This is a genomic window from Streptomyces sp. NPDC040545, assembly GCF_055595065.1.
Genome location: NZ_JBVIWA010000002.1, coordinates 176,927 through 194,655, shown reverse-complemented (window position 1 = coordinate 194,655; position 17,729 = coordinate 176,927). Strand labels below are relative to the sequence as shown.

The window sequence follows — 17,729 nt, the reverse complement described above, 5'->3', positions numbered from 1 at the left end:
CGCTGCCTACCGTCGAGGTCATGAACTACGGCATCGTCACCGCGGCCCTGGCCGGCTTCGGCAGCGGACTCTCCCTCATCGTCGCCATCGGCGCGCAGAACGCCTTCGTCCTCCGACAGGGCGCGCGCCGCCACGCGGTCCTCGCCGTGGTCGCCATCTGCGCCGTTTCCGACGCGGTCCTCATCTCCCTCGGCGTCGCCGGCGTCGGCGCCTTCGTCACCGCCTGGCCGGCCGCGCTCACGGTGGTCGGGCTCGCCGGAGGCGGGTTCCTGATCTGCTACGGGGTCCTGGCGGCCCGCCGGGTGCTGCGGCCCGCCCCCGGCGCCGCCCTCACCACGGAGGGGGCGACGAGCGGGTCCGCCCGCCGGGCCGTGCTGACCGCTCTGGCCATGACCTGGCTCAACCCGCACGTCTACCTGGACACCGTGCTGCTCCTCGGTTCGCTGGCCGCCGACCGCGGCGACCTGCGGTGGGCCTTCGCCGTCGGGGCCGTGCTGGCCAGCCTGACCTGGTTCGCCGGTCTGGGTTACGGGGCCCGGCTGCTGAGCGGCCTGCTCGCCCGCCCGGCCGCCTGGCGGGTCCTCGACGGGCTGGTCGCCGCGACCATGGTCACCATGGGCGGCCTGCTGCTGGCCCGCGCCTAGTGCTGTGGCCGGGAAGGTTCACCGGGTCACGACGCCCGGCACGGCGCCTCGCCGCGTTGTCGGACCGCGCAAGTACGTCCCGTACGAGCCGCGGTCCTCCGCCTTGCGATCCACCGCACCGGACGACGCGACCCGGCAAACCTTCCCGGCCACAGCACTAGGGAGTGTCCGCATGTCGGCGCCGGGCGCCCGCCGCGGCCGGGGCATAGTGCTGGTGCCGCCGACCCGATCCCCTGGAGCCCGCCGTGCCCGACCGTCCCTCCCCGCTCGTGGCCGCCACCGGGGTCGTCCTGGACACGCGCGGGCGCGTCCTCGTACTGACCACCCCCGGCCGGACGGACCCGGAGCTTCCGGGCGGCGCGGTCCAGGACTCCGAGACCCCGGAGGAAGGGCTGGCCCGCGCGCTGCGGGAAGGGCTGGGCCTCGCCCGGCCGGCCGGCCGCCTGCTGGCGGTGGACTCCCGCCCGCCCGGCCAGCCCGGCCCGGCCGGCACCTCCGGCCGCTCCCTGGTCGTGCACGTCCACCTCGTCGGCCCGCTGCCACCGCCCGAGGCCGCGGCGGTCTCCTTCCCCGCCGGGGCGACCACCGACGCCCGCTGGCTCCCGCCGGAGGCGGCCTGTGCGATGCTGCCCGCCCGTACCGCGCCCCGGCTGCGCGCCGCACTGGCCGCCCTGCACACCGGCTCCTTCGCCCACCTCGTCGACGGGGTGCCCCAGCCGGGCTCCCCGGCCGGGCTGGACCCGGCCCGGCGGGTGGCCCTGGAGCACTCGGGCACCCTCGACCCGGCCAGCCACCGGGCCAGCCGTCCCAAGGCCGTGACCGCGGCGAGCGTGCTGTTCACCGGCTCCGACGGCCGGATCCTGCTGGTGCAGCCCGCGTACGGCAGGTCCGATCGCTGGAACCTGCCCGGCGGCGGCATCGACAGCGACCTCGGCGAGATCCCGCGCGCCGCCGCCCGGCGGGAGGTCCACGAGGAGCTCGGCCTCGACCTCGCCCCGGGCCGGCTGCTCGCCGTCAACTGGTCCCACAAGCCCGGCCGTCCGGCCCGTATCAGGTTCCTCTACGACGGCGGCGTCCTCGACGCCCCCACCCTCGCCCGGATCCGGCTGGACCGGACCGAGCTGCTCCAGTGGCGCACCGTCGCCTCCGCGGAACTCCCGGGCCTGGTCAAACCCGCCCTGCGGCGCCAGATCACCGCCTGCCTGGCCGCCCGCGCCGCGGGCACCGGTCCGCTGGAACTCCACGCGGGCCGCCCCTGACCGACGGTCCCGGACGCCGCCGCGCCGGGCCGCGGCGGCGGGGTTACCGTCGGCGGCATGGACGGTGATCGCCGGCAGTGGCGCCAGTGCTTGCTCGGCGGGGCGGTGTTCGCCGTGTGCATGGCGGGCACCACGCTGCCCACCCCCCTGTACGGGCTCTACCAGGAGAAGTTCGGCTTCTCCGAGCTGGTGGTGACCGTCGTGTACGCCGTGTACGCCTTCGGGGTGATCGGCGTACTGCTGCTGGCGGGCAACGCCTCGGACACCGTCGGCCGGCGGCCCGTGCTGCTGGCCGGCCTGGCCTTCTCGGCGGCGAGCGCCGTCTGCTTCCTGTGCGCCACCGGCATGGGCTGGCTGTACGCGGGCCGGCTGCTGTCGGGGCTGTCCGCCGGCCTGTTCACCGGGGCCGCCACGGCCTACGTGATGGAACTGGCGCCGAGCGGCGGTGCCTCCCGGGCCACGTTCGTGGCCACGGCCGCCAACATGGGCGGGCTGGGCTGCGGCCCGCTGCTCGCCGGGGTGCTCGCGCAGTACGCCGCCTGGCCGCTGTACCTGCCGTTCGCCGTGCACCTCGCACTGGTGGCGGTCTCGGCCGTCGTCCTGGTGCGGCTCCCCGAGACCGTGCGCGACCGGAAGCCGCTGAGTACCGTACGGCCGCAGCGGCCCGGCCTGCCCGCGCGGGTGCGGTCGGTGTTCGTGCCCGCGGCGATCGCCTCCTTCGTGGGCTTCGCACTGTTCGGGGTGTTCACCTCGGTCAGCCCGGCCTTCCTCGCGCAGTCCCTGGACGTGCACAACCGCGCGGTGAGCGGGCTGATCGTCGCGCTGGCCTTCTTCGCCTCGACCGCCGGCCAACTGGCGGTCGGCCGGGTGGGGGTGGGCCGGTCGCTGCCGCTGGGCTGCGCGGGGCTGCTCGCCGGGCTGGCGCTGCTCGCGAGCGCGCTGTGGTGGGACCTGCTGGCGCTGGTGGTGGCGAGCGCCGTCGTCGGCGGGGCCGGGCAGGGGCTGGCGTTCCGCGGGTCGCTGGCCACGGTGGCCGCGGCCTCGCCGCCGGACCGGCGCGCGGCCGTGATCTCGATGCTGTTCGTGGTGGCGTACGCGGGCATCTCGCTGCCGGTGATCGGGGTGGGGCTGCTGGTGGGCCCGATCGGTCTGGAGGGCGCCGGGCTGGTGTTCATCGCCTGCATGGCCGTCCTGGTCACGGCTGCGGCCGGCTATCTGCTGCGGCGGCCCGCGCGGGCGAGCGCCTGAGCGCGTACGTGCGTACGCGGGGCCCCGTGCGGCGGCCGCCGGGCGTCACCCCGGCCGGCCCCGGCCGCTCAGCTCGTCGCCGAGCGGGCTGCGGCGGTAGAGGACCTGCCGTCCGTCGCGCGCCCGGGAGACGAGGCCGGTGGCGTACAGCACGCCCAGGTGCTGGGAGACGGCGCTCGCGGTGACCCCGAGGCGGCGGGCCAGCTCGACGGTGGGCAGCGGCTCGTCGAGCAGGCCGAGCAGTCTCGCCTTGGGGGCGCCCAGCAGAGACACCAGGGCGGCCGTCCCGGCGACGGGCTCGCGCACCCAGAGGGTCGCAACGCCGCGGCTCGGGTACGCCAGCGTCGGCGCCTCCTCGGGACTGACCGGGGGTGCGGGCTTGTGCGCGAACACCGACGGTACGAGGAGCAGCCCGCGGCCGGACGCGACGACGTGGTGCCGGCTGACCATCTGTCCGATGTGCAGCACGCCGTCGTGCCAGCGCAGGTTCGGGTGGATGTCGGCGAAGAGGAGGCGGGCCCCGCCCATGGCCAGCTGCCGCGCGCGGTAGGTCATGTCGGCCTCCAGCAGGAGGCGCATCTGCGGCCACATCGGCCGGACGGCGGCCTCCCAGTACCGGCGCAGCAGCGCGCAGAGGGCGTCGCGGAGCCCGACGACGGGCCCGTCGTCGGGGGCGAGGGCGGCGAGCAGCGGGGCGGGGAGCGGGTCCGGGGCGTGCGCGGCCAGCAGGTCGCGGCGGACCAGGCCGGGGGGCGTCCGGCCGACGGTGGCCAGTTCCTCCTCGAAGGAGGGGGCGAAGCTCGCGGGCCGCGGGGTGAGGAAGTCGGGCAGGGTGCGCCGCACCGCGACCACGGACATCAGCAGCTCGGTGTCGAGCCCGTCGAGTGCGTCCAGTGTGCCGAGGGCGGACCTGCGCCACGGGAGGTGCAGGGCGGAGAGCCCCGGCTCGCGCAGTACGCGCAGGCTGAGCACGGTCTCGTACAGGGGGGAGAGTGCGAACCGGGTGTCGGCGAGGTCCTCGACGCCGAGCTCGAAGCTGATCATCAAGGCATACGCTACATCGTTTGTCGCGTGCGGTGACGTGCCGTGAACTCCCTTCATGACAACTCCTGGCACGTCGAACGCCGTTCACCGGGGGTCCGGGATGAGCCGCCGGCTGCTCCTGCTCCTCACCCTGACCTGCGCCGTCGGCGTGGGCACCGTCTACTTTCCGCAGGCGGTCAGCCCGCTGGTCGTCACGGCCCTGCACGTATCGCCCGGCTCCGCCGGCCTCGTGGTGACCTCGGTCCAGATCGGCTACACGGCCGGGATCTTCCTGCTGGTGCCGCTCGGCGACCGGCTCCCGCACCGCCCGTTCCTCGTCACCCTGCTCGCCCTGACCGGCGCCGGGCTGCTGGCCGCCGGCTGCGCGCCGGGGCTGGCGCCGCTCCTGGCCGCCTCGGCCGTCGTCGGTGTGACGACCGTGGCCGCGCAGGTCATCGGTCCGCTGGCGGCCGGTCTGGTGGCCGCCGACCGCCGGGGAGCCGTACTGGGCACCTTGCTGAGCGGTTCGACCGGCGGCATGCTGCTGGCCCGCACCTTCGGCGGGACGCTCGGTGAACGGCTGGGGTGGCGGGCCCCCTACCTGGCGGCCGGTGCCGTGGCCCTGCTGCTGGCCGCTGTCCTGGGCCGCGCCCTGCCGGTCACCACCCCGACCTCGCGCCGGCCGTACCCGGCGCTGCTGGCCGAGCCGCTGCGCCTGCTGCGCACCGAGCCGGAACTGCGCCGCTCCTGCCTCTACCAGGCGGCGGTCTTCGGTGCCTTCTCGGCGGTCTGGACGTGCCTGGCGCTGCTGCTCACCGGCCCGGCGTACGGCCTGGGCGCCGACGCGGTGGGGGTGCTCGCCCTGGTGGGCGCGGTGACCATGCTGTGCACCCCGTACGCCGGGCGCCTGGTGGACCGCACGGGAGCGGACCGGGTGAACCTCGCCTGCCTGCTCGGGGTCCTGCTCTCGGCCGCGGTCCTCGCGGCGGGCGCCGGCGGCGGGGCGGCGGGACTGGCCGCGCTGGCGGGCGGCACGCTGCTGCTCGACGTCTCGATGCAGTCCGGCACGGTCGCGAACCTGGCCCGGGTGTACGCCGTGCGTCCCGATGCCCGCAGCCGGCTCAACACCGCGTACATGACCTGCGCGTACCTGGGCGGCAGCGGCGGGTCCTGGCTGGGCGTACGGATCTACGGCCGGGCCGGCTGGCAGGGCGTGTGTGCGCTCGTGGCCCTGCTCTGCGTGATCGCCCTGGCCCGGCACCTCGCGGCGCCGCAGGGGCGCGGCACACGAGAGGCGGGGGGCGATGGGCGGGGCGTCCCGGTGCCGGTCGGCATCGGGGGCCCGCCCACCGCCGCCCCGCCTGTCGGTTCAGCCGGTCGAACGGTGTGACGGTGGTGCGACGGATCAGACCGCCGGAACCGGGTAGGTCGGGTACTCGACGCCGGACACGTGCTGGACCACACGGATGACCTGGCAGGAGTAGCCGAACTCGTTGTCGTACCAGAGGTAGAGGATGGCGTTGTCGCCGTCCACCTTGGTGGCGCCCGCGTCGACGATCGAGGAGTGGCGCGAACCGACGAAGTCCATGGAGACCGCGTCGGGAGCCGTGGTGAAGTCGATCTGGCGCTTGAGCGGCGAGTGCAGCGAGACGTCGCGGAGGTAGTCGAGGACCTCTTCGCGGGTGGTCTCACGGCCCAGGCGCAGGCTCAGGATGGCGATCGAGACGTCCGGGACGGGGACGCGGATCGAGCTGCCGGTGATCGGCGCCTTCAGGTCCGGCAGCGCCTTGGCGACGGCGGAGGCGGCACCAGTCTCGGTGATGACCATGTTCAGCGGCGCGGAGCGGCCACGACGGTCGGCCTTGTGGTAGTTGTCCAGCAGGTTCTGGTCGTTCGTGAACGAGTGGACGGTCTCCACGTGACCGCGCAGGACACCGTACTCGTCGTCCATGGCCTTGAGCGGCGGGACGATCGCGTTGGTGGTGCAGGAGGCGCAGGACAGGATCTGCTCGTCCGGCTTGATGGTGTCGTGGTTGACGCCGTGGACGATGTTGGGGACGTCGCCCTTGCCCGGGGCGGTCAGCACGACCTTGTCGATGCCGGGGCGCAGGTGCTTGGACAGACCCTCGCGGTCGCGCCACTTGCCCGTGTTGTCGATGAGGATGGCGTCCTTGATGCCGTACTCGGTGTAGTCCACCTCGGACGGGTCGTTCGCGTAGATCACCTTGATGGCGTTGCCGTTGGCGATGATCGTGCTGTTCGCCTCGTCGACGGTGATCGTGCCCTGGAACTGGCCGTGGATCGAGTCGCGGCGCAGCAGCGAGGCGCGCTTGACCAGGTCGGCCTCGCCGCCCCCGCGGACGACGACGGCGCGCAGGCGCAGGCCGTTGCCGGAGCCGGCCTTCTCGATCAGCAGGCGGGCGACGAGGCGGCCGATGCGGCCGAAGCCGTACAGGACGACGTCGCGGCCGTCGCCACGCTCGATCTTGTTCGCGCCGGTGGCGCCGGCGACGGCCTCGGCGGTGAACTCCGCCACCGAGAGGCCGCGGTCGTCGCTCTTGTACTCCGCGGCGAGCATGCCGATGTCGATCTGGGACGGGCCGAGATCGAGGGTGGTGAGCACCTGCAGGAACGGCAGCGTCTCGGTGACCGAGAGCTCCTCACCGTCGATCTGCCGGGCGAATCGGTGGGTCTTGAGGATGCTGACCACCGACTTGTTCACCAGGGAACGGCTGTGGAGCAGGATCGTGACGTCCCGCTCCCGGTGCAGCTTCCCGATGATCGGGATCATCGACTCCGCGATCTCCTCGCGGTTCTTCCAGCTGGTGAACGAGTCCTCATTGACAGTCACAGGATTATCTTTCGAGCTAGGCGGTGCTCATATGCTAACCCGCCGCCATTTTGGTCACTTAAGCGGTACCCACCGTGTCGGGAACGGGCACTATGTGACATGAATTTGTACGGATTTTCAATGGTTCGCCGTCAGAACGTGCCCCGGATCCTCATGCCGAGCGGACGGCCGTCCGGGTCGACCAGCAGGTGGTGCAGGGGGGTCGCGAGCACCCGCCGGGTCACGGACAGCTCCGGGGGCTCGTACCGGCGCAGCCGGCCCGGCGGCCGCGGACCGGGGCGGCCGCCCGAGTGCCAGGCGTCCAGGGCTGCCGCGCTCGCGGCGAAGGCGTCGAAGGCGGCCTCCGGGTCGCACAGCCCGTCCGCCTCCCCGGCCTCGGCGTGCTCGCACATGAGCTCCAGCCGCAGCTTCCGGGCGAAGGCCCGCGCTCCGTCCCCCAGTCCTCCCGGGTCGGCCGGCCGCCGCGGGTCGGGGTGCTCGTCGTACACGGCGCAGCCGAGCTCGGAATCGTGCGTCCACGAACGGAGGTTGATGTTGTCGGAGCCGACCGAGGCCCAGACGTCGTCGATCACGCAGACCTTGGCGTGGACATAGACCGGTGTTCCCGCCCGGTTCTCCAGGCCGTACACCGCGACCCGGTCGCCGCCGGCCCGGCGCAGCTCGTCCAGGGCCGTGATCCGCCCGATCAGGTTCATCGGCAGGGTGAGCGGACCGTCCTCCTCCGGGATGCTGGGGACGACCGCGATCACCCGCAGCCGTGGGTGATCGCGCAGCGCCCGGGCGAAGCGGTCCACCACCCGGGGCGACCACAGGTACTGGTCCTCCAGGTAGATCAGCACCCGGGCCCGCCGCAGGGCCTTGGCGTACCCGCGGGCGATGCTGCGCTCGCCGTCCGGGGCGAAGGGGTAACCGGACAGCAGCCGGTTCGGATAGGTCCGCAGCAGTTGGACGTTGTGCGTGCCACAGGGCTCCGGATCGGGTGCCTGCGGTGGCAGCGGGTCCGCGCTGACGTCCTCGCGGTGCATCAGCTCCCGCAGGCGGGTGAGCGGGCTCCGGCTGAGCGGAGCCGGATCCTCCCAGCGCTCGCGGAAGACGGCCTCGACGTCGCCCACGACCGGCCCGCGCAGGGCGAGCTGGACGTCGTGCCACGGCGGGTGCGGACCGTAGGCTGCGGCGAGGGGCAGCGACTGACGGTCGCCGCGGTGCGAAGCGTCGTCGTTGCGGTTGTGACAGAGGTCGGTCCCGCCGACGTAGGCCACGTCGAGCTCCGGGCGGCCGGGGTGGCGCAGCACGACCAGTTTCTGGTGGTGGGAGCCGCCGGGCCGCACGCGCATGTCGAGCAGGCACTCACCGCCGGCCCGCGCGAGTTCCTTGCCGAGGTGGAGGTTCTCCTCTTGGCTGAAGTGAAGACCGTCCAGGTGGGAACGCCACAGCAGGCCCTTGACGATGACGCCGCGCTCGGCCGCCCGGCACAGGACGGAGCCGATCTCGGTGCCGGGTCCGGCGAGCCGCTCGTCGGGGTCGCCGCGCCAGTCGGTGAACAGGAACAGATCGCCCGGACCCATCGCGCGGACGGCCGCCAGGAGCTCCGCGAAGTAGACGGCTCCGTGGACCAGGGGCCGTACGTCGTTTCCCGTGGACCAGGCTGTGCCGTCGGGCCGGCGCCGGTCCAGGCGTGTCGCGGGGTTGCCGCGTTCAGCGGGAAGCAGGAGCCAGTCGGCGTGTGTCACGGCACCGGCTCCCCGCCCGCGCGCTACCAGGAGTGACGGTGGTCATGTGCTCCTCCGATCGCGCCGGTGTCCCGCAGTCCCAGGCTAGCCGCGCCCGGGAGGGGCGGCCCGCTCAGCCCACGGGTTCGACGGCGGCACCGCGGCCGGCCGGCGCCTGCGGCGCCGCGCCCCGGCGCGTCCCGCGGAGGACCACGTCGGCCATCCGCCGCTCGGGGCCGCTCCGGCGCAGGTAGCGGTAGCCGAGGAAGGCCGCCGGGCCGAAGAACACCTGAGCCGGGATGAGGGCCGGCGCGTGGCCGGTGACCGCGGCGAGGACGTGCAGCGTGGCGACCGGGGCCACCGCGCCGAAGAGGGTCACCAGCGCGATGCCGGTCCGCAGCCCCGGCTTCCCGTACGCCTTGTAGGCGGTGGTGGTGAACAGGGCGTACGCCAGCAGGTCGCCCATGCCGACCACCGCCCCCAGGTCCTCCCCGATGCGCAGGCCCGCGGCGGGCGCGTACGGATACCCCTGGATGGCGTCGGACAGCTGCTGGGTGAGCGGTACGACCCAGGCGAAGAAGGCGTCGTACGCGGTGAGCGCGAGCAGGAACCACGCGACGTTCTCGAGCCGCATGCCGCCCTGCACGTTGAGGTTCGTGGCGGAGACGACGATCAGTGCGACGACGGCGCTGTTCGCCACCCAGTACGGCGGCGCGGTCTCGCCGAAGGCCAGGTGCGAGACGAGGACGCTCGCGATCAGTACGGCGATCAGCGCCCAGCGCAGCCGGCCGTTCCCGATCACGGGCTGGTAGCCGACGGACAGTCCGCCCGCGAAGACGAGGGCGAGCACCACCGGGAGGACCGCTCCGGGCAGCGTCAGATAGACGTACGGCAGCGCCAGGACGAAGCCCATCATCATGAAGATGTCGCTGCCGTTGAAGACGCCGACGGGCGGCCTCGGGGTGCGTACGGCACGGAAGTAGGCGATCGCACCGGCGCACACCCCGACCGCCAGGGCGATGGTGACCGCGAGCTGGAAGAAGACGCTCATGCGTGGCTCCGGGTGAAGGTGTGCTCCGACAGGTCGCAGCGGAGCGGGAAGAGGCGCGCTGCCTCCTCCGCGTCCACCGGCAGGACCGTGACGCGGGCGTCCACGCCCCGGACCCGCAGCCGCTCGGTCACCTCCGCCTCGGTGACCTCCTTGGAGGCGACCTCCACGTGGAGCCGGCCGTCGGCCCCGACCCCGGCCCGGTGGCGCAGCGGGAACGGCAGGCCGGGGGTGCCGTCCAGCGCCTCCAGGATGTCGCGCGGGGTCACGACGGCGTCGGCGGTGCGGTGCAGTGTGCCCGCCTTGCCGAGGATGTGGGAGACGGCGGGCACGGCCGCCAGCTCGCAGTCCGGTTCGCCGTCCAGGGTGCGGACCACGTCGCCGGTGTTGTACCGCAGGACCGGCATGCACTCCCGGTAGGGGAAGTAGGGGGTGACCGTCAGTTCGCCGAGCCGGCCAGGGGCGGCGGGCTCGCCGGTCACCAGGTCGAGCACCTCGGTGTACCCCATGTTGGGGTCGATGTGGAGGTGGCGCTCGCTGCAGGTGCGGCCGCCGACCGGCAGCAGTTCGGTCATGCCGAAGGCGTCGCCGACGGTCGGGGCGCCGAAGGTCTCGCGCAGGGCGTCCGACAGGCTCCGTGACAGCATCTCCCCGCCGGCGTAGACCGCGCGCAGCGCGAAGTCGCCGGGTCCGCAGCCGCGTTGCCGGGCGGCGGTGACCATCTGCCCGAGGTAGCTGGGGTTGCCGGTGAGGATGGTGGGCCGGGTGCCGCCGACCTCGGTGAGCAGGTGCTCGACGGACTCGTCCGGCGGGATCTGTCCGACGACGTGGCACGAGGCGTTGGCGAGCCGGCACACCTCGACGTCCTCCTGCACGGCGGCCGTCGCCCTGGAGCTGAGGTTGATCTGCATCCGGTCGCCGGGCCCGAGATCGCCGCGCAGCACCAGGGACAGCGCGATCAGCGCGGGCCACAGTTCCATCTCGTAGCGGGAGAGCCAGATCTGCACGGGGCGGCCGGTGGTACCGGTCGTCTGGGTCGCCAGGTAGGGGGTGCCGCACAGGAAGTCGGCGGGGCGTTCGACGAGGTCGGCCTTGCGGGTCACGGGGATCGCGGCGAGCGTCGCGGCGCTCACGCCGTCGAGGTCGATGCCGGCGAGGCGCTCCCGGTAGAAGGGGGAGTGTCTGGCGAGCCTGCGTACGGTCCGCCGGAGCGCGCGGTCCTGCAGGTCCCTGCGCTCCTCGGGATCGGCGAACGGTCCGTCGGCCAGTTCGTCGACGTCGTCGCCGAGCGAGCCGAACTCCTCCAGCGTGAGGAGGGCGTCGGCGACCAGTCGCTCGACGGCCCGTACGTTCAGCCGCCGGCCGAACACCATGGCCATGGCCACCCGGACCTGGCGGACACCGGTCTCCAGCACTCATACCTCCCTGGGGCGTGGCGGAGGGGTGGGAGCGACGCGCCGCTCCCACCCCTCACTTCTTCGTCAGCTGGCGGAACAGGTGGCGAAGAAGACCGCCGTCATGGCGCCCATGACGTACTTGAACTGCTTGGCGCTCGTCTTGATCGCGCTCATCGGATCCTCCTTGTTCGTTCCGGGCGGACGGTCCCTCAGGCTCCTCCGAAGTCGCCGTAACGTTCCGTCACTTGGACGAGAACACAATGGCGCGATCGGATCGCACGGGCAATGATCTGGTCCATTCAACGGACCGGTGAACGGGGGAAGGCACCACCGATACCTCCGACCAGCCGGTACGAACGGGGAGTTCTGGTTCCGTCCGACCGACGGGGCCAGGCGTGAAAGGGGGACCGCCCATGGCCAGATCCGGCGCAGAGGGGCGGGGCGTACTGGAAGGAGCGTTCGCGTTGATGGAGGTGCTCGCCGAGGGCGAGGAAGTCGGGCTGACCCGCCTGGCGACGGACGCGGAACTGCCGAAGGCCACCGCCCACCGGCTGCTGGGCCAGCTGGTGGCCCTGGGCGCGGTGCAGAGCCGCTCCGGCCGCTACCGGCTCGGGGCGAGGGCCTTCCGCCTGGGACAGGCATGGCACCCGGCGCGGGCGCTGCGCGCGGCATCGGCCCGGCCGCTGCGTGAGCTCGCCTCGGCGAACGGCGGGCTGACCCTCAGCCTGTCGGTCGCGGAGGCGGGACAGACGATCGTCGTCGCGGGCCTGCGCGGCGAGGCGGACGACGTCTTCGCGCTGAGACCGGGCGTCGTACTGCCGCCCGGGAGCGCGGCCGAGCTGATCCTGGCGGCTTCCGCCCCGGTGGCACAGCCGCCCGAGGGGCGGACGGCCGCCTCCTGGGCCCGTGAGGTCGCCCAGGCCGGGGAGCGAGGGCTCGCCTTCCGGTACGGGGAGTGCGTGCCCTCGCTCTCGTGCGTGTCGGCGCCGGTGCTCTCCGCGTCCGGGCAGGTGGTCGCCGCCGTGGCGGCGACCAGCCCGGACGCCGGGCAGATCGCCCCGCTGGGCGGGTCCGTGGCCCGGGCGGCGGCGATGATCAGCGCGAACCTGTCCCGGCGGCCCGCCGCCGCGGCCCGGCCGCACCGCGAGTGGCCCGCCCTGCCTCCGGGCCCCCGGGCGGCGCACCCCGTCCTGGCGGGTCCGCACTAGCGGGCGCCCCGGCAACGAGGGCGGCCGTTCCGGATTACTCCGGAACGGCCCCCTCCTGCGGCCGGAGTGCCGACGGAGGGTGATCGTGCCACGCTGAATCGGGGGAACGCCGACTCCGGCGCGCCGGATCGGCTCTGCCACCGAGGAGACCGACATGGCCAGTGACGCCGGCAGGGCCCGGACCAGTCAATCGCAGCCCAGCGCCTGGACTGCGCCCACATCGGGTACGACCATCACGGCAGGCGCCCTGATGGTCTTCGCGGGTGCCATGGCTATCTTCGAAGGGATCGCGGCCCTCGCCAGGGACGACCTGTTCGTCGTGACGCGGCACTACGTGTTCGAGTTCAGCGTGACGGGCTGGGGCTGGGTCCACCTGATCGTGGGCATCGCCCTCGTCCTCGGCGGCTGCGCCGTCTTCACCGGAGCCCTGTGGGCGCGCTTCTTCGGCGTGGCCATCGCCGGTCTCGGCGCGATCGCCAATTTCCTGTGGCTGCCGTACTACCCGTGGTGGGCCGTGATCCTGATCGCCGTCAACCTGTTCGTGGTCTGGGCGCTGTGCGCGGGCATGCAACGGGAGGCCGACGCGAGCACGACCGCCTGACCTCGGCCGGAACACCCCGGGAAGGTCGGAGAACGATCGAAGGGCCGCTCCGGATTGCTCCGGAGCGGCCCTTCGATCTACGACTCTCACGAGTCGGGACGACAGGATTTGAACCTGCGACCCCTTGACCCCCAGTCAAGTGCGCTACCAAGCTGCGCCACGTCCCGATGCACGCTGACCTGGGGTTTCCCCTGGTTGAACGCGCAGGAGAACGATACCGCACTTCGCGGGGTGGTTGCGCGCACCTTTCCGTCTCCGGTCCGTCTCCGGGTCCGCGCGGCCGTGCCGCCGCCTTCAGCCCGTGTCCACGGTCAGCTCCGGATGTGCGGCGATCAGGCGCTTGGGGGCCGCCTGGAGCCAGGAGTCGGTCAGGATGGAGCGCAGCTCGGCCGTGTCGCGCACGGCGGCGAGCCGGACCCGGATCCAGGCGTAGTTGTCGTCGTGGCCCGCCCGCAGGAAGAACTTCCCGGGCTCCGCCGCGATCAGCCCGGCCCGGTCCTCCTTGGGGCACTTCACCCCGATCGAGGTGTCGTCGTCGGCGAGCGAGACGAAGATCTTCCCGCCCACCCGGAAGGTCGGCATGCCCCAGGCGGGCTTCTCACTGCTGTCCGGAAGCGACAGCGCGATCAGGCGGACGTCCTGCGCGGTCGTGGCCATCCCCGAGACTCCTCTCCACCCACCGGTGGACCCTTGTCCGACGACCGTAGCCCCCGCCACCGACCATGCCGCTCACCCCCGCCGGTCCTCCCGCTCGTGCACCAGCGCCACCAGTTCCGCCGCGAGCGCCTTCACGGTGGCGAGTCCCTCCGTCCCCCACCGCCGGGGCACCACGTCCACCGCGCACACCGTGCCCAGGACGATGCCGCGCCGGTCCGTCAGCGGCGCGCCCACGTACGACCGCACCCCGCTCTCGTCCACCACCGCGTTGCCCGCGAAGCGCGCGAAGTCCCGTACGTCCTCCAGCACCAGCGCCCGCCGCCGCACCACCACGTGCGGGCAGTAGCCGTGGTCGCGGGCGAGCACCCGCGCCGGGTACCCGCTCGCCGGGGCCTCGGCGGCGTGGTGCAGCCCGGCGAAGAACTGCCGTTCCTCGCCGATGAAGTTGACCCCCGCGTACGGTGCGCCGAGGACGTCGGCGACGCGCCGCGCGAAGGCGTCCAGTTCGGCGTCCGTACGCTCCCCCAGGCCCAGCTCGCGCAGCCGGACGGTGCGTGCGGGTGCCTCCCGGTCCACCGGCGTGAGCAGCAGGTGTCCGGTCGATTCGTAGTACGTCATGGCGGTTCCCCCGACTCCGAAGACGAAGAGCTGGCTGTGGACGTGCAGAGCAGGTGGCGGACGAGGGCGGCCAGCGCCCCCGTCCCGGAGCTCGCGAGGCGCGCGTCGCACCGTACGACGGGTACCTCGGGCCCGATCCCCACCGCCTCGCGGACCTCTTCGGGCCCGTAGCGGTGACCGCCGTCGAACTCGTTGACGGCGACGATGAAGGCGATCCCGCGCCGCTCGAAGAAGTCCACGGCGGGGAAGCAGTCGGCCAGGCGGCGGGTGTCGGCGAGCACCACCGCTCCGAGCGCGCCCGCGCACAGCTCCTCCCAGAGGAACCAGAAGCGGTGCTGGCCCGGGGTGCCGAAGAGGTAGAGCACGTGGCGCTCGTCCAGGGTGATCCGGCCGAAGTCGAGCGCGACGGTCGTCGTGGTCTTCTCCTCGACGCCGTGCAGCGGGTCGGAGCCCGCGCCGAGTCCGCTGAGGAGCTCCTCCGTGCTCAGCGGTTCGATCTCGCTGACCGCGCCCACGAAGGTGGTCTTGCCCGCCCCGAACCCGCCCGCGACCAGGATCTTCAAGGTCGCGGGCGGGGCTCCGGCGGCCGGGGCCGGGGCGGGTGCGGGGGCGTCACAGTCGCTTACGAAGGCCATCGAGCACCGCCAGGAGCAGGGACCGGTCGTCGGCGGCGAACGAGCCCCCGCCCGGGAACCGCGGCGCCTGCGCCATGACGGCCCCGTGTTCCATCAGATCGGACAGCAGCACCTTCACCACGACGGCGGGCAGCCGCAGCTGCCCGGCCACCTCGGCCACGGTGACGGTGGTGGCGCCCGCGCACATCCGCAGTGCGAGCGTGTGCTCCGCCCCGAGCGGGACGTGCGGCCGCACCCCGGTCGCGCTCACCAGCGAGAGCAGGTCGAGCGTGAAGCCCGGCCTGGTCCGCCCCCCGCTGGCGGTGTACGGGCGCATCACGCGACCCGCCGAGTCGTCGAGCCATGGTGTGTCCCGCCCCTTCGCGTACGCCCCCGTCCCGCGGGCCCTCATCGCTCCACGTCGGCGACGGGCCGCCGCGGCGGGGCCGCGAGGTACGGACGTACGCTCTTGACCAGCATCGCCATCTCGTAGCCCAGCACCCCGGCGTCGGCCTCCCGGTCGGCGAGGACGGCCAGGCAGGTGCCGGATCCGGCCGCGGAGACAAAGACGAGCGCGCTGTCGAGTTCGACCACGACCTGCCGTACCTCGGCGCCGTCCGCGAAGCGGGAGCCCGCGCTGCGGCCCAGGGAGTACAGCCCTGAGGCGAGGGCGGCCAGGTGGTCGGCGCTGTCGGCGTCCAGCCCGTGCACACAGGTCACGAGCCCGTCGGCGGTGAGGATCACGGCGCTTCGCGTGTACGGCACGCGCTGCACCAGGCCGCTGAGCAGCCAGTCGAGGTCGGAGAGCCGACCGCCGGTCTTCGTCGCCACTTCGCCGCCCATGGGGGTGCGCTCCTTGCTGCTGAGGTGAGGGGTCGGGGTCATGCCTGGTTCTCCGACTGGGCCAGGCCGAAGCCCCGTTGGAAGGCGGCCATCAGGCCCGGGTCGTGCACCGGCTGTTCCGGATCCGCGGCCCGCCGGGGTGCGGGGGCCTCGCGCAGCTGGGGCGCGAGGTGCTCCTGGGCGCGGCGCCGGGGCAGCCGTGGCCGGTCGCCCGCGGCGGGTGCGCCGGGTACGGGATCGGCCGCCGGCGCCGGTTCGGGCACGGGCGCCGACCAGGCCACCGCACCGGTCGGCGCACCCGGCACGGGCCCGACCCGGGGATCGGCCACGGGGGCCGACCAGGCCACCGCACCGGGCCCGTCCGTCGCCCCGGAACGGGGCGACGGCAGGGACGGGGGCCGGGGCTGGGGCTCCGTCCGGGGCCGGGGCACGGGCTGGGGCGCGGGTTCCGACGGGGTCGCGGCTCCGGGACCCGGCCGGGTGCCGGAGCCCGCAACGGGGGCGGGGGCGGGCGGGGCGTGGGACGGCGGAGCGGGTTCGGGTGCGGGTCCGGGGTGCGGCTCGGGGTCGTGCGGGGCTGCGGCCCCCGGGCCGCCGGAAGCCAGCCGGGCCTCCGGCAGGGGCGCCGGCAGGGGCATCCGTACCGGCTCCAGCGGTGGCATCGCCGACCCGTGACCGGTCCCCCACGAGGTGGCCCGCGAGCCGCCCGCCGCGTCGGCCGCGGTGGGCGCCTCCGCGCCCAGCAGCTCCTGCGGCAGCACCAGCACGGCGAGCACACCGCCGTAGATGTTGGACTTGAGCTCGACGGCGATGCCGTGCCGACGGGCGAGCGCCGACACCACGAACAGGCCGATCCGGCCGTCCGCCAGCAGGTGCCGGACGCTGATCTGGTCGGGGTCGCCGAGCAGGGCGTTCATCCGGTGCTGCTCCTCGGCGGGCATGCCGAGTCCGCGGTCCTCCACCTCGACCGCGATGCCGGCGGTGACCCGTTCGGCGCGCAGCACCACATCGGTGTCGGGGGCGGAGAAGACCGTGGCGTTCTCGACGAGTTCGGCCAGCAGGTGCACCACGTCCGCGACGGCGTGCCCGCGTACGCTGCCGCCGGCCGGGGGCACGACCTTGACCCGGGTGTACTGCTCGACCTCCGCGACCGAGGAGCGGAGCACCTCGCTCAGGTCGATGGGCCTGGTCCACTGGCGGCGGGACGCGGCCCCGCCCAGCACGGCGAGGTTCTCGGCGTGCCGGCGGATGCGGGTGGCGAGGTGGTCGACGTGGAAGAGCTCCTTGAGCAGGTCCGGGTCCTCGACCGTGTCCTCCAGATCGTCCAGCAGCGAGATCTCGCGGTGCACGAGGGACTGAAGCCGGCGCGCGAGGTTGACGAAGACCTCGACCTTGCGCTCGCTGTCGGTCGGCGCGGCCGGTCCGGCCACCCGCAGGAGAGTGGTGTGCGCCTCTTCGCGGGCGCCCCGCAGCTCCTGCGAGAGCAGCCAGAACTCGTCCACCCCGGCCGGATCCCCGCCGGGCAGCGGCGAGTTCGGCCCTCCGCGCACCGGGCGGGCCGGGGTCTCGCCCCGTTCCAGCCGGTCGGCGGCCGCGCGCAGCTCGCCCCGGCCGCGCACGCTGGAGCGGCGCAGCGCCTCGCACCGGTCCCGTACGGCCTTGGCGGTGCGCTGGGCGCCGAGCAGGGCTGCGGCGAGGGCGCCGACCACGAGGAGGGCGCAGCCGGTGAGCACCGGCCACAGCCGGGCGTCGCGGTCGCCGGCTCCCCCGCCGAGCTGGAGGGTGAAGATCACCGCGGCCGCGCCGCTGAGCCCCGCGGCGAGGGTGGGCAGTACGGCGGCGCGCACCAGCTGGGGGCGTATCTGCCGGCCGGGACCGGTGACGGCGTGTCTCGACGGGGCATGGCGGGCGGCGCGGAGTCCGGACATCTGCGTCCTCGGTACGTGGGGCCCGGCCCCCAGCGTTCCCGGGGCCCGGTGTTGATCACCGAATACCCACGCTAGACCCCA

Annotated in this window: 17 protein-coding genes and 1 tRNA gene; 6 read left to right on the top strand and 12 right to left on the bottom strand. The window is 73.9% G+C overall.

The annotated features are described in order from the left end of the window. Window positions 1-20 precede the first annotated feature (20 nt). The 3 genes from ACZ573_RS05835 to ACZ573_RS05825 all read left to right on the top strand — a co-directional run bounded on the left by ACZ573_RS05835 (window position 21) and on the right by ACZ573_RS05825 (window position 3,151). A complete protein-coding gene (locus tag ACZ573_RS05835) occupies window positions 21-644 on the top strand; it encodes a LysE/ArgO family amino acid transporter (RefSeq protein ID WP_471299546.1) in 624 nt (207 codons plus the stop codon). A gap of 245 nt (window positions 645-889) precedes the next feature. After that, a complete protein-coding gene (locus tag ACZ573_RS05830; protein ID WP_471299543.1) occupies window positions 890-1,903 on the top strand; it encodes an NUDIX hydrolase in 1,014 nt (337 codons plus the stop codon). A gap of 57 nt (window positions 1,904-1,960) precedes the next feature. Continuing rightward, a complete protein-coding gene (locus tag ACZ573_RS05825; RefSeq protein WP_471299541.1) occupies window positions 1,961-3,151 on the top strand; it encodes an MFS transporter in 1,191 nt (396 codons plus the stop codon). Between the two features lie 45 nt (window positions 3,152-3,196). On the opposite strand, the gene ACZ573_RS05820 is transcribed toward ACZ573_RS05825, so the two are convergent. Next, window positions 3,197-4,195: an ArsR/SmtB family transcription factor gene (locus ACZ573_RS05820; RefSeq protein ID WP_471299538.1), complete on the bottom strand. Its 999-nt coding sequence runs from the start codon at window positions 4,193-4,195 to the stop codon at window positions 3,197-3,199. Window positions 4,196-4,295: 100 nt separating this feature from the next. On the opposite strand from ACZ573_RS05820, the gene ACZ573_RS05815 reads away from it, so the two are divergent. Then, complete coding sequence (locus ACZ573_RS05815; RefSeq protein WP_471299535.1) at window positions 4,296-5,564, top strand: MFS transporter; 1,269 nt, start codon at window positions 4,296-4,298, stop codon at window positions 5,562-5,564. Window positions 5,565-5,579: 15 nt separating this feature from the next. Here ACZ573_RS05815 and ACZ573_RS05810 read toward each other — a convergent pair whose 3' ends face one another. The 4 genes from ACZ573_RS05810 to ACZ573_RS05795 form a co-directional block, all read right to left on the bottom strand. Continuing rightward, window positions 5,580-7,025 carry a glyceraldehyde-3-phosphate dehydrogenase gene (locus ACZ573_RS05810; protein WP_471299532.1) on the bottom strand — a complete coding sequence of 482 codons (1,446 nt, stop codon included), beginning with the start codon at window positions 7,023-7,025 and terminating at the stop codon, window positions 5,580-5,582. Between the two features lie 131 nt (window positions 7,026-7,156). Next, window positions 7,157-8,755 (bottom strand): phospholipase D family protein, encoded by a 1,599-nt coding sequence (locus ACZ573_RS05805; protein ID WP_471299530.1) that lies wholly within the window; start codon window positions 8,753-8,755, stop codon window positions 7,157-7,159. A gap of 112 nt (window positions 8,756-8,867) precedes the next feature. Next, on the bottom strand, window positions 8,868-9,785 hold the full coding sequence (locus tag ACZ573_RS05800; RefSeq protein WP_471299527.1) for a hypothetical protein: 918 nt from the start codon (window positions 9,783-9,785) through the stop codon (window positions 8,868-8,870). Continuing rightward, window positions 9,782-11,197, bottom strand: coding sequence for a phenylacetate--CoA ligase family protein (locus ACZ573_RS05795; RefSeq protein WP_471299524.1), 1,416 nt, complete (start codon window positions 11,195-11,197; stop codon window positions 9,782-9,784). The genes ACZ573_RS05800 and ACZ573_RS05795 overlap by 4 nt, the downstream gene beginning before the upstream one ends. 395 nt (window positions 11,198-11,592) lie before the next feature. Here ACZ573_RS05795 and ACZ573_RS05790 point away from each other — a divergent pair, with 395 nt between their 5' ends. Together ACZ573_RS05790 and ACZ573_RS05785 are read left to right on the top strand one after the other, a co-directional pair. Continuing rightward, window positions 11,593-12,387 (top strand): IclR family transcriptional regulator, encoded by a 795-nt coding sequence (locus ACZ573_RS05790; protein ID WP_471299521.1) that lies wholly within the window; start codon window positions 11,593-11,595, stop codon window positions 12,385-12,387. Between the two features lie 232 nt (window positions 12,388-12,619). Then, window positions 12,620-12,988, top strand: coding sequence for a DUF7144 family membrane protein (locus tag ACZ573_RS05785; protein ID WP_471300603.1), 369 nt, complete (start codon window positions 12,620-12,622; stop codon window positions 12,986-12,988). A gap of 93 nt (window positions 12,989-13,081) precedes the next feature. Here the strand turns inward: ACZ573_RS05785 and ACZ573_RS05780 are convergent. From ACZ573_RS05780 to ACZ573_RS05750, 7 genes are all read right to left on the bottom strand, one after another. Then, window positions 13,082-13,155, bottom strand: a tRNA-Pro gene (locus tag ACZ573_RS05780). A gap of 127 nt (window positions 13,156-13,282) precedes the next feature. Further along, complete coding sequence (locus tag ACZ573_RS05775) at window positions 13,283-13,645, bottom strand: MmcQ/YjbR family DNA-binding protein (protein ID WP_471299518.1); 363 nt, start codon at window positions 13,643-13,645, stop codon at window positions 13,283-13,285. Between the two features lie 72 nt (window positions 13,646-13,717). Continuing rightward, window positions 13,718-14,263 (bottom strand): GAF domain-containing protein, encoded by a 546-nt coding sequence (locus ACZ573_RS05770; RefSeq protein WP_471299515.1) that lies wholly within the window; start codon window positions 14,261-14,263, stop codon window positions 13,718-13,720. After that, window positions 14,260-14,898 (bottom strand): GTP-binding protein, encoded by a 639-nt coding sequence (locus ACZ573_RS05765; protein ID WP_471299512.1) that lies wholly within the window; start codon window positions 14,896-14,898, stop codon window positions 14,260-14,262. The genes ACZ573_RS05770 and ACZ573_RS05765 overlap by 4 nt, the downstream gene beginning before the upstream one ends. Then, window positions 14,876-15,289 carry a DUF742 domain-containing protein gene (locus ACZ573_RS05760; RefSeq protein WP_471299509.1) on the bottom strand — a complete coding sequence of 138 codons (414 nt, stop codon included), beginning with the start codon at window positions 15,287-15,289 and terminating at the stop codon, window positions 14,876-14,878. Before ACZ573_RS05760 ends, ACZ573_RS05765 begins: the two co-directional genes overlap by 23 nt. After that, window positions 15,286-15,720 (bottom strand): roadblock/LC7 domain-containing protein, encoded by a 435-nt coding sequence (locus ACZ573_RS05755; RefSeq protein WP_314246967.1) that lies wholly within the window; start codon window positions 15,718-15,720, stop codon window positions 15,286-15,288. The genes ACZ573_RS05760 and ACZ573_RS05755 overlap by 4 nt, the downstream gene beginning before the upstream one ends. Before the next feature lie 38 nt (window positions 15,721-15,758). Beyond that, window positions 15,759-17,648, bottom strand: a complete 1,890-nt coding sequence (locus ACZ573_RS05750; protein WP_471299504.1) for a sensor histidine kinase — start codon at window positions 17,646-17,648, stop codon at window positions 15,759-15,761. Window positions 17,649-17,729 lie beyond the last annotated feature (81 nt).

Bases quoted from the DNA above. Each gene is read 5' to 3' on its own strand.
- ACZ573_RS05835 (WP_471299546.1), top strand. From the start codon at position 21: ATGAACTACGGCATCGTCACCGCGGCCCTGGCCGGCTTCGGCAGCGGA.
- ACZ573_RS05825 (WP_471299541.1), top strand. From the start codon at position 1,961: ATGGACGGTGATCGCCGGCAGTGGCGCCAGTGCTTGCTCGGCGGGGCG.
- ACZ573_RS05820 (WP_471299538.1), bottom strand. From the start codon at position 4,195: ATGATCAGCTTCGAGCTCGGCGTCGAGGACCTCGCCGACACCCGGTTC.
- ACZ573_RS05815 (WP_471299535.1), top strand. From the start codon at position 4,296: ATGAGCCGCCGGCTGCTCCTGCTCCTCACCCTGACCTGCGCCGTCGGC.
- ACZ573_RS05800 (WP_471299527.1), bottom strand. From the start codon at position 9,785: ATGAGCGTCTTCTTCCAGCTCGCGGTCACCATCGCCCTGGCGGTCGGG.
- ACZ573_RS05790 (WP_471299521.1), top strand. From the start codon at position 11,593: ATGGCCAGATCCGGCGCAGAGGGGCGGGGCGTACTGGAAGGAGCGTTC.
- ACZ573_RS05775 (WP_471299518.1), bottom strand. From the start codon at position 13,645: ATGGCCACGACCGCGCAGGACGTCCGCCTGATCGCGCTGTCGCTTCCG.
- ACZ573_RS05770 (WP_471299515.1), bottom strand. From the start codon at position 14,263: ATGACGTACTACGAATCGACCGGACACCTGCTGCTCACGCCGGTGGAC.
- ACZ573_RS05765 (WP_471299512.1), bottom strand. From the start codon at position 14,898: ATGGCCTTCGTAAGCGACTGTGACGCCCCCGCACCCGCCCCGGCCCCG.
- ACZ573_RS05760 (WP_471299509.1), bottom strand. From the start codon at position 15,289: ATGAGGGCCCGCGGGACGGGGGCGTACGCGAAGGGGCGGGACACACCA.
- ACZ573_RS05755 (WP_314246967.1), bottom strand. From the start codon at position 15,720: ATGGGCGGCGAAGTGGCGACGAAGACCGGCGGTCGGCTCTCCGACCTC.
- ACZ573_RS05750 (WP_471299504.1), bottom strand. From the start codon at position 17,648: ATGTCCGGACTCCGCGCCGCCCGCCATGCCCCGTCGAGACACGCCGTC.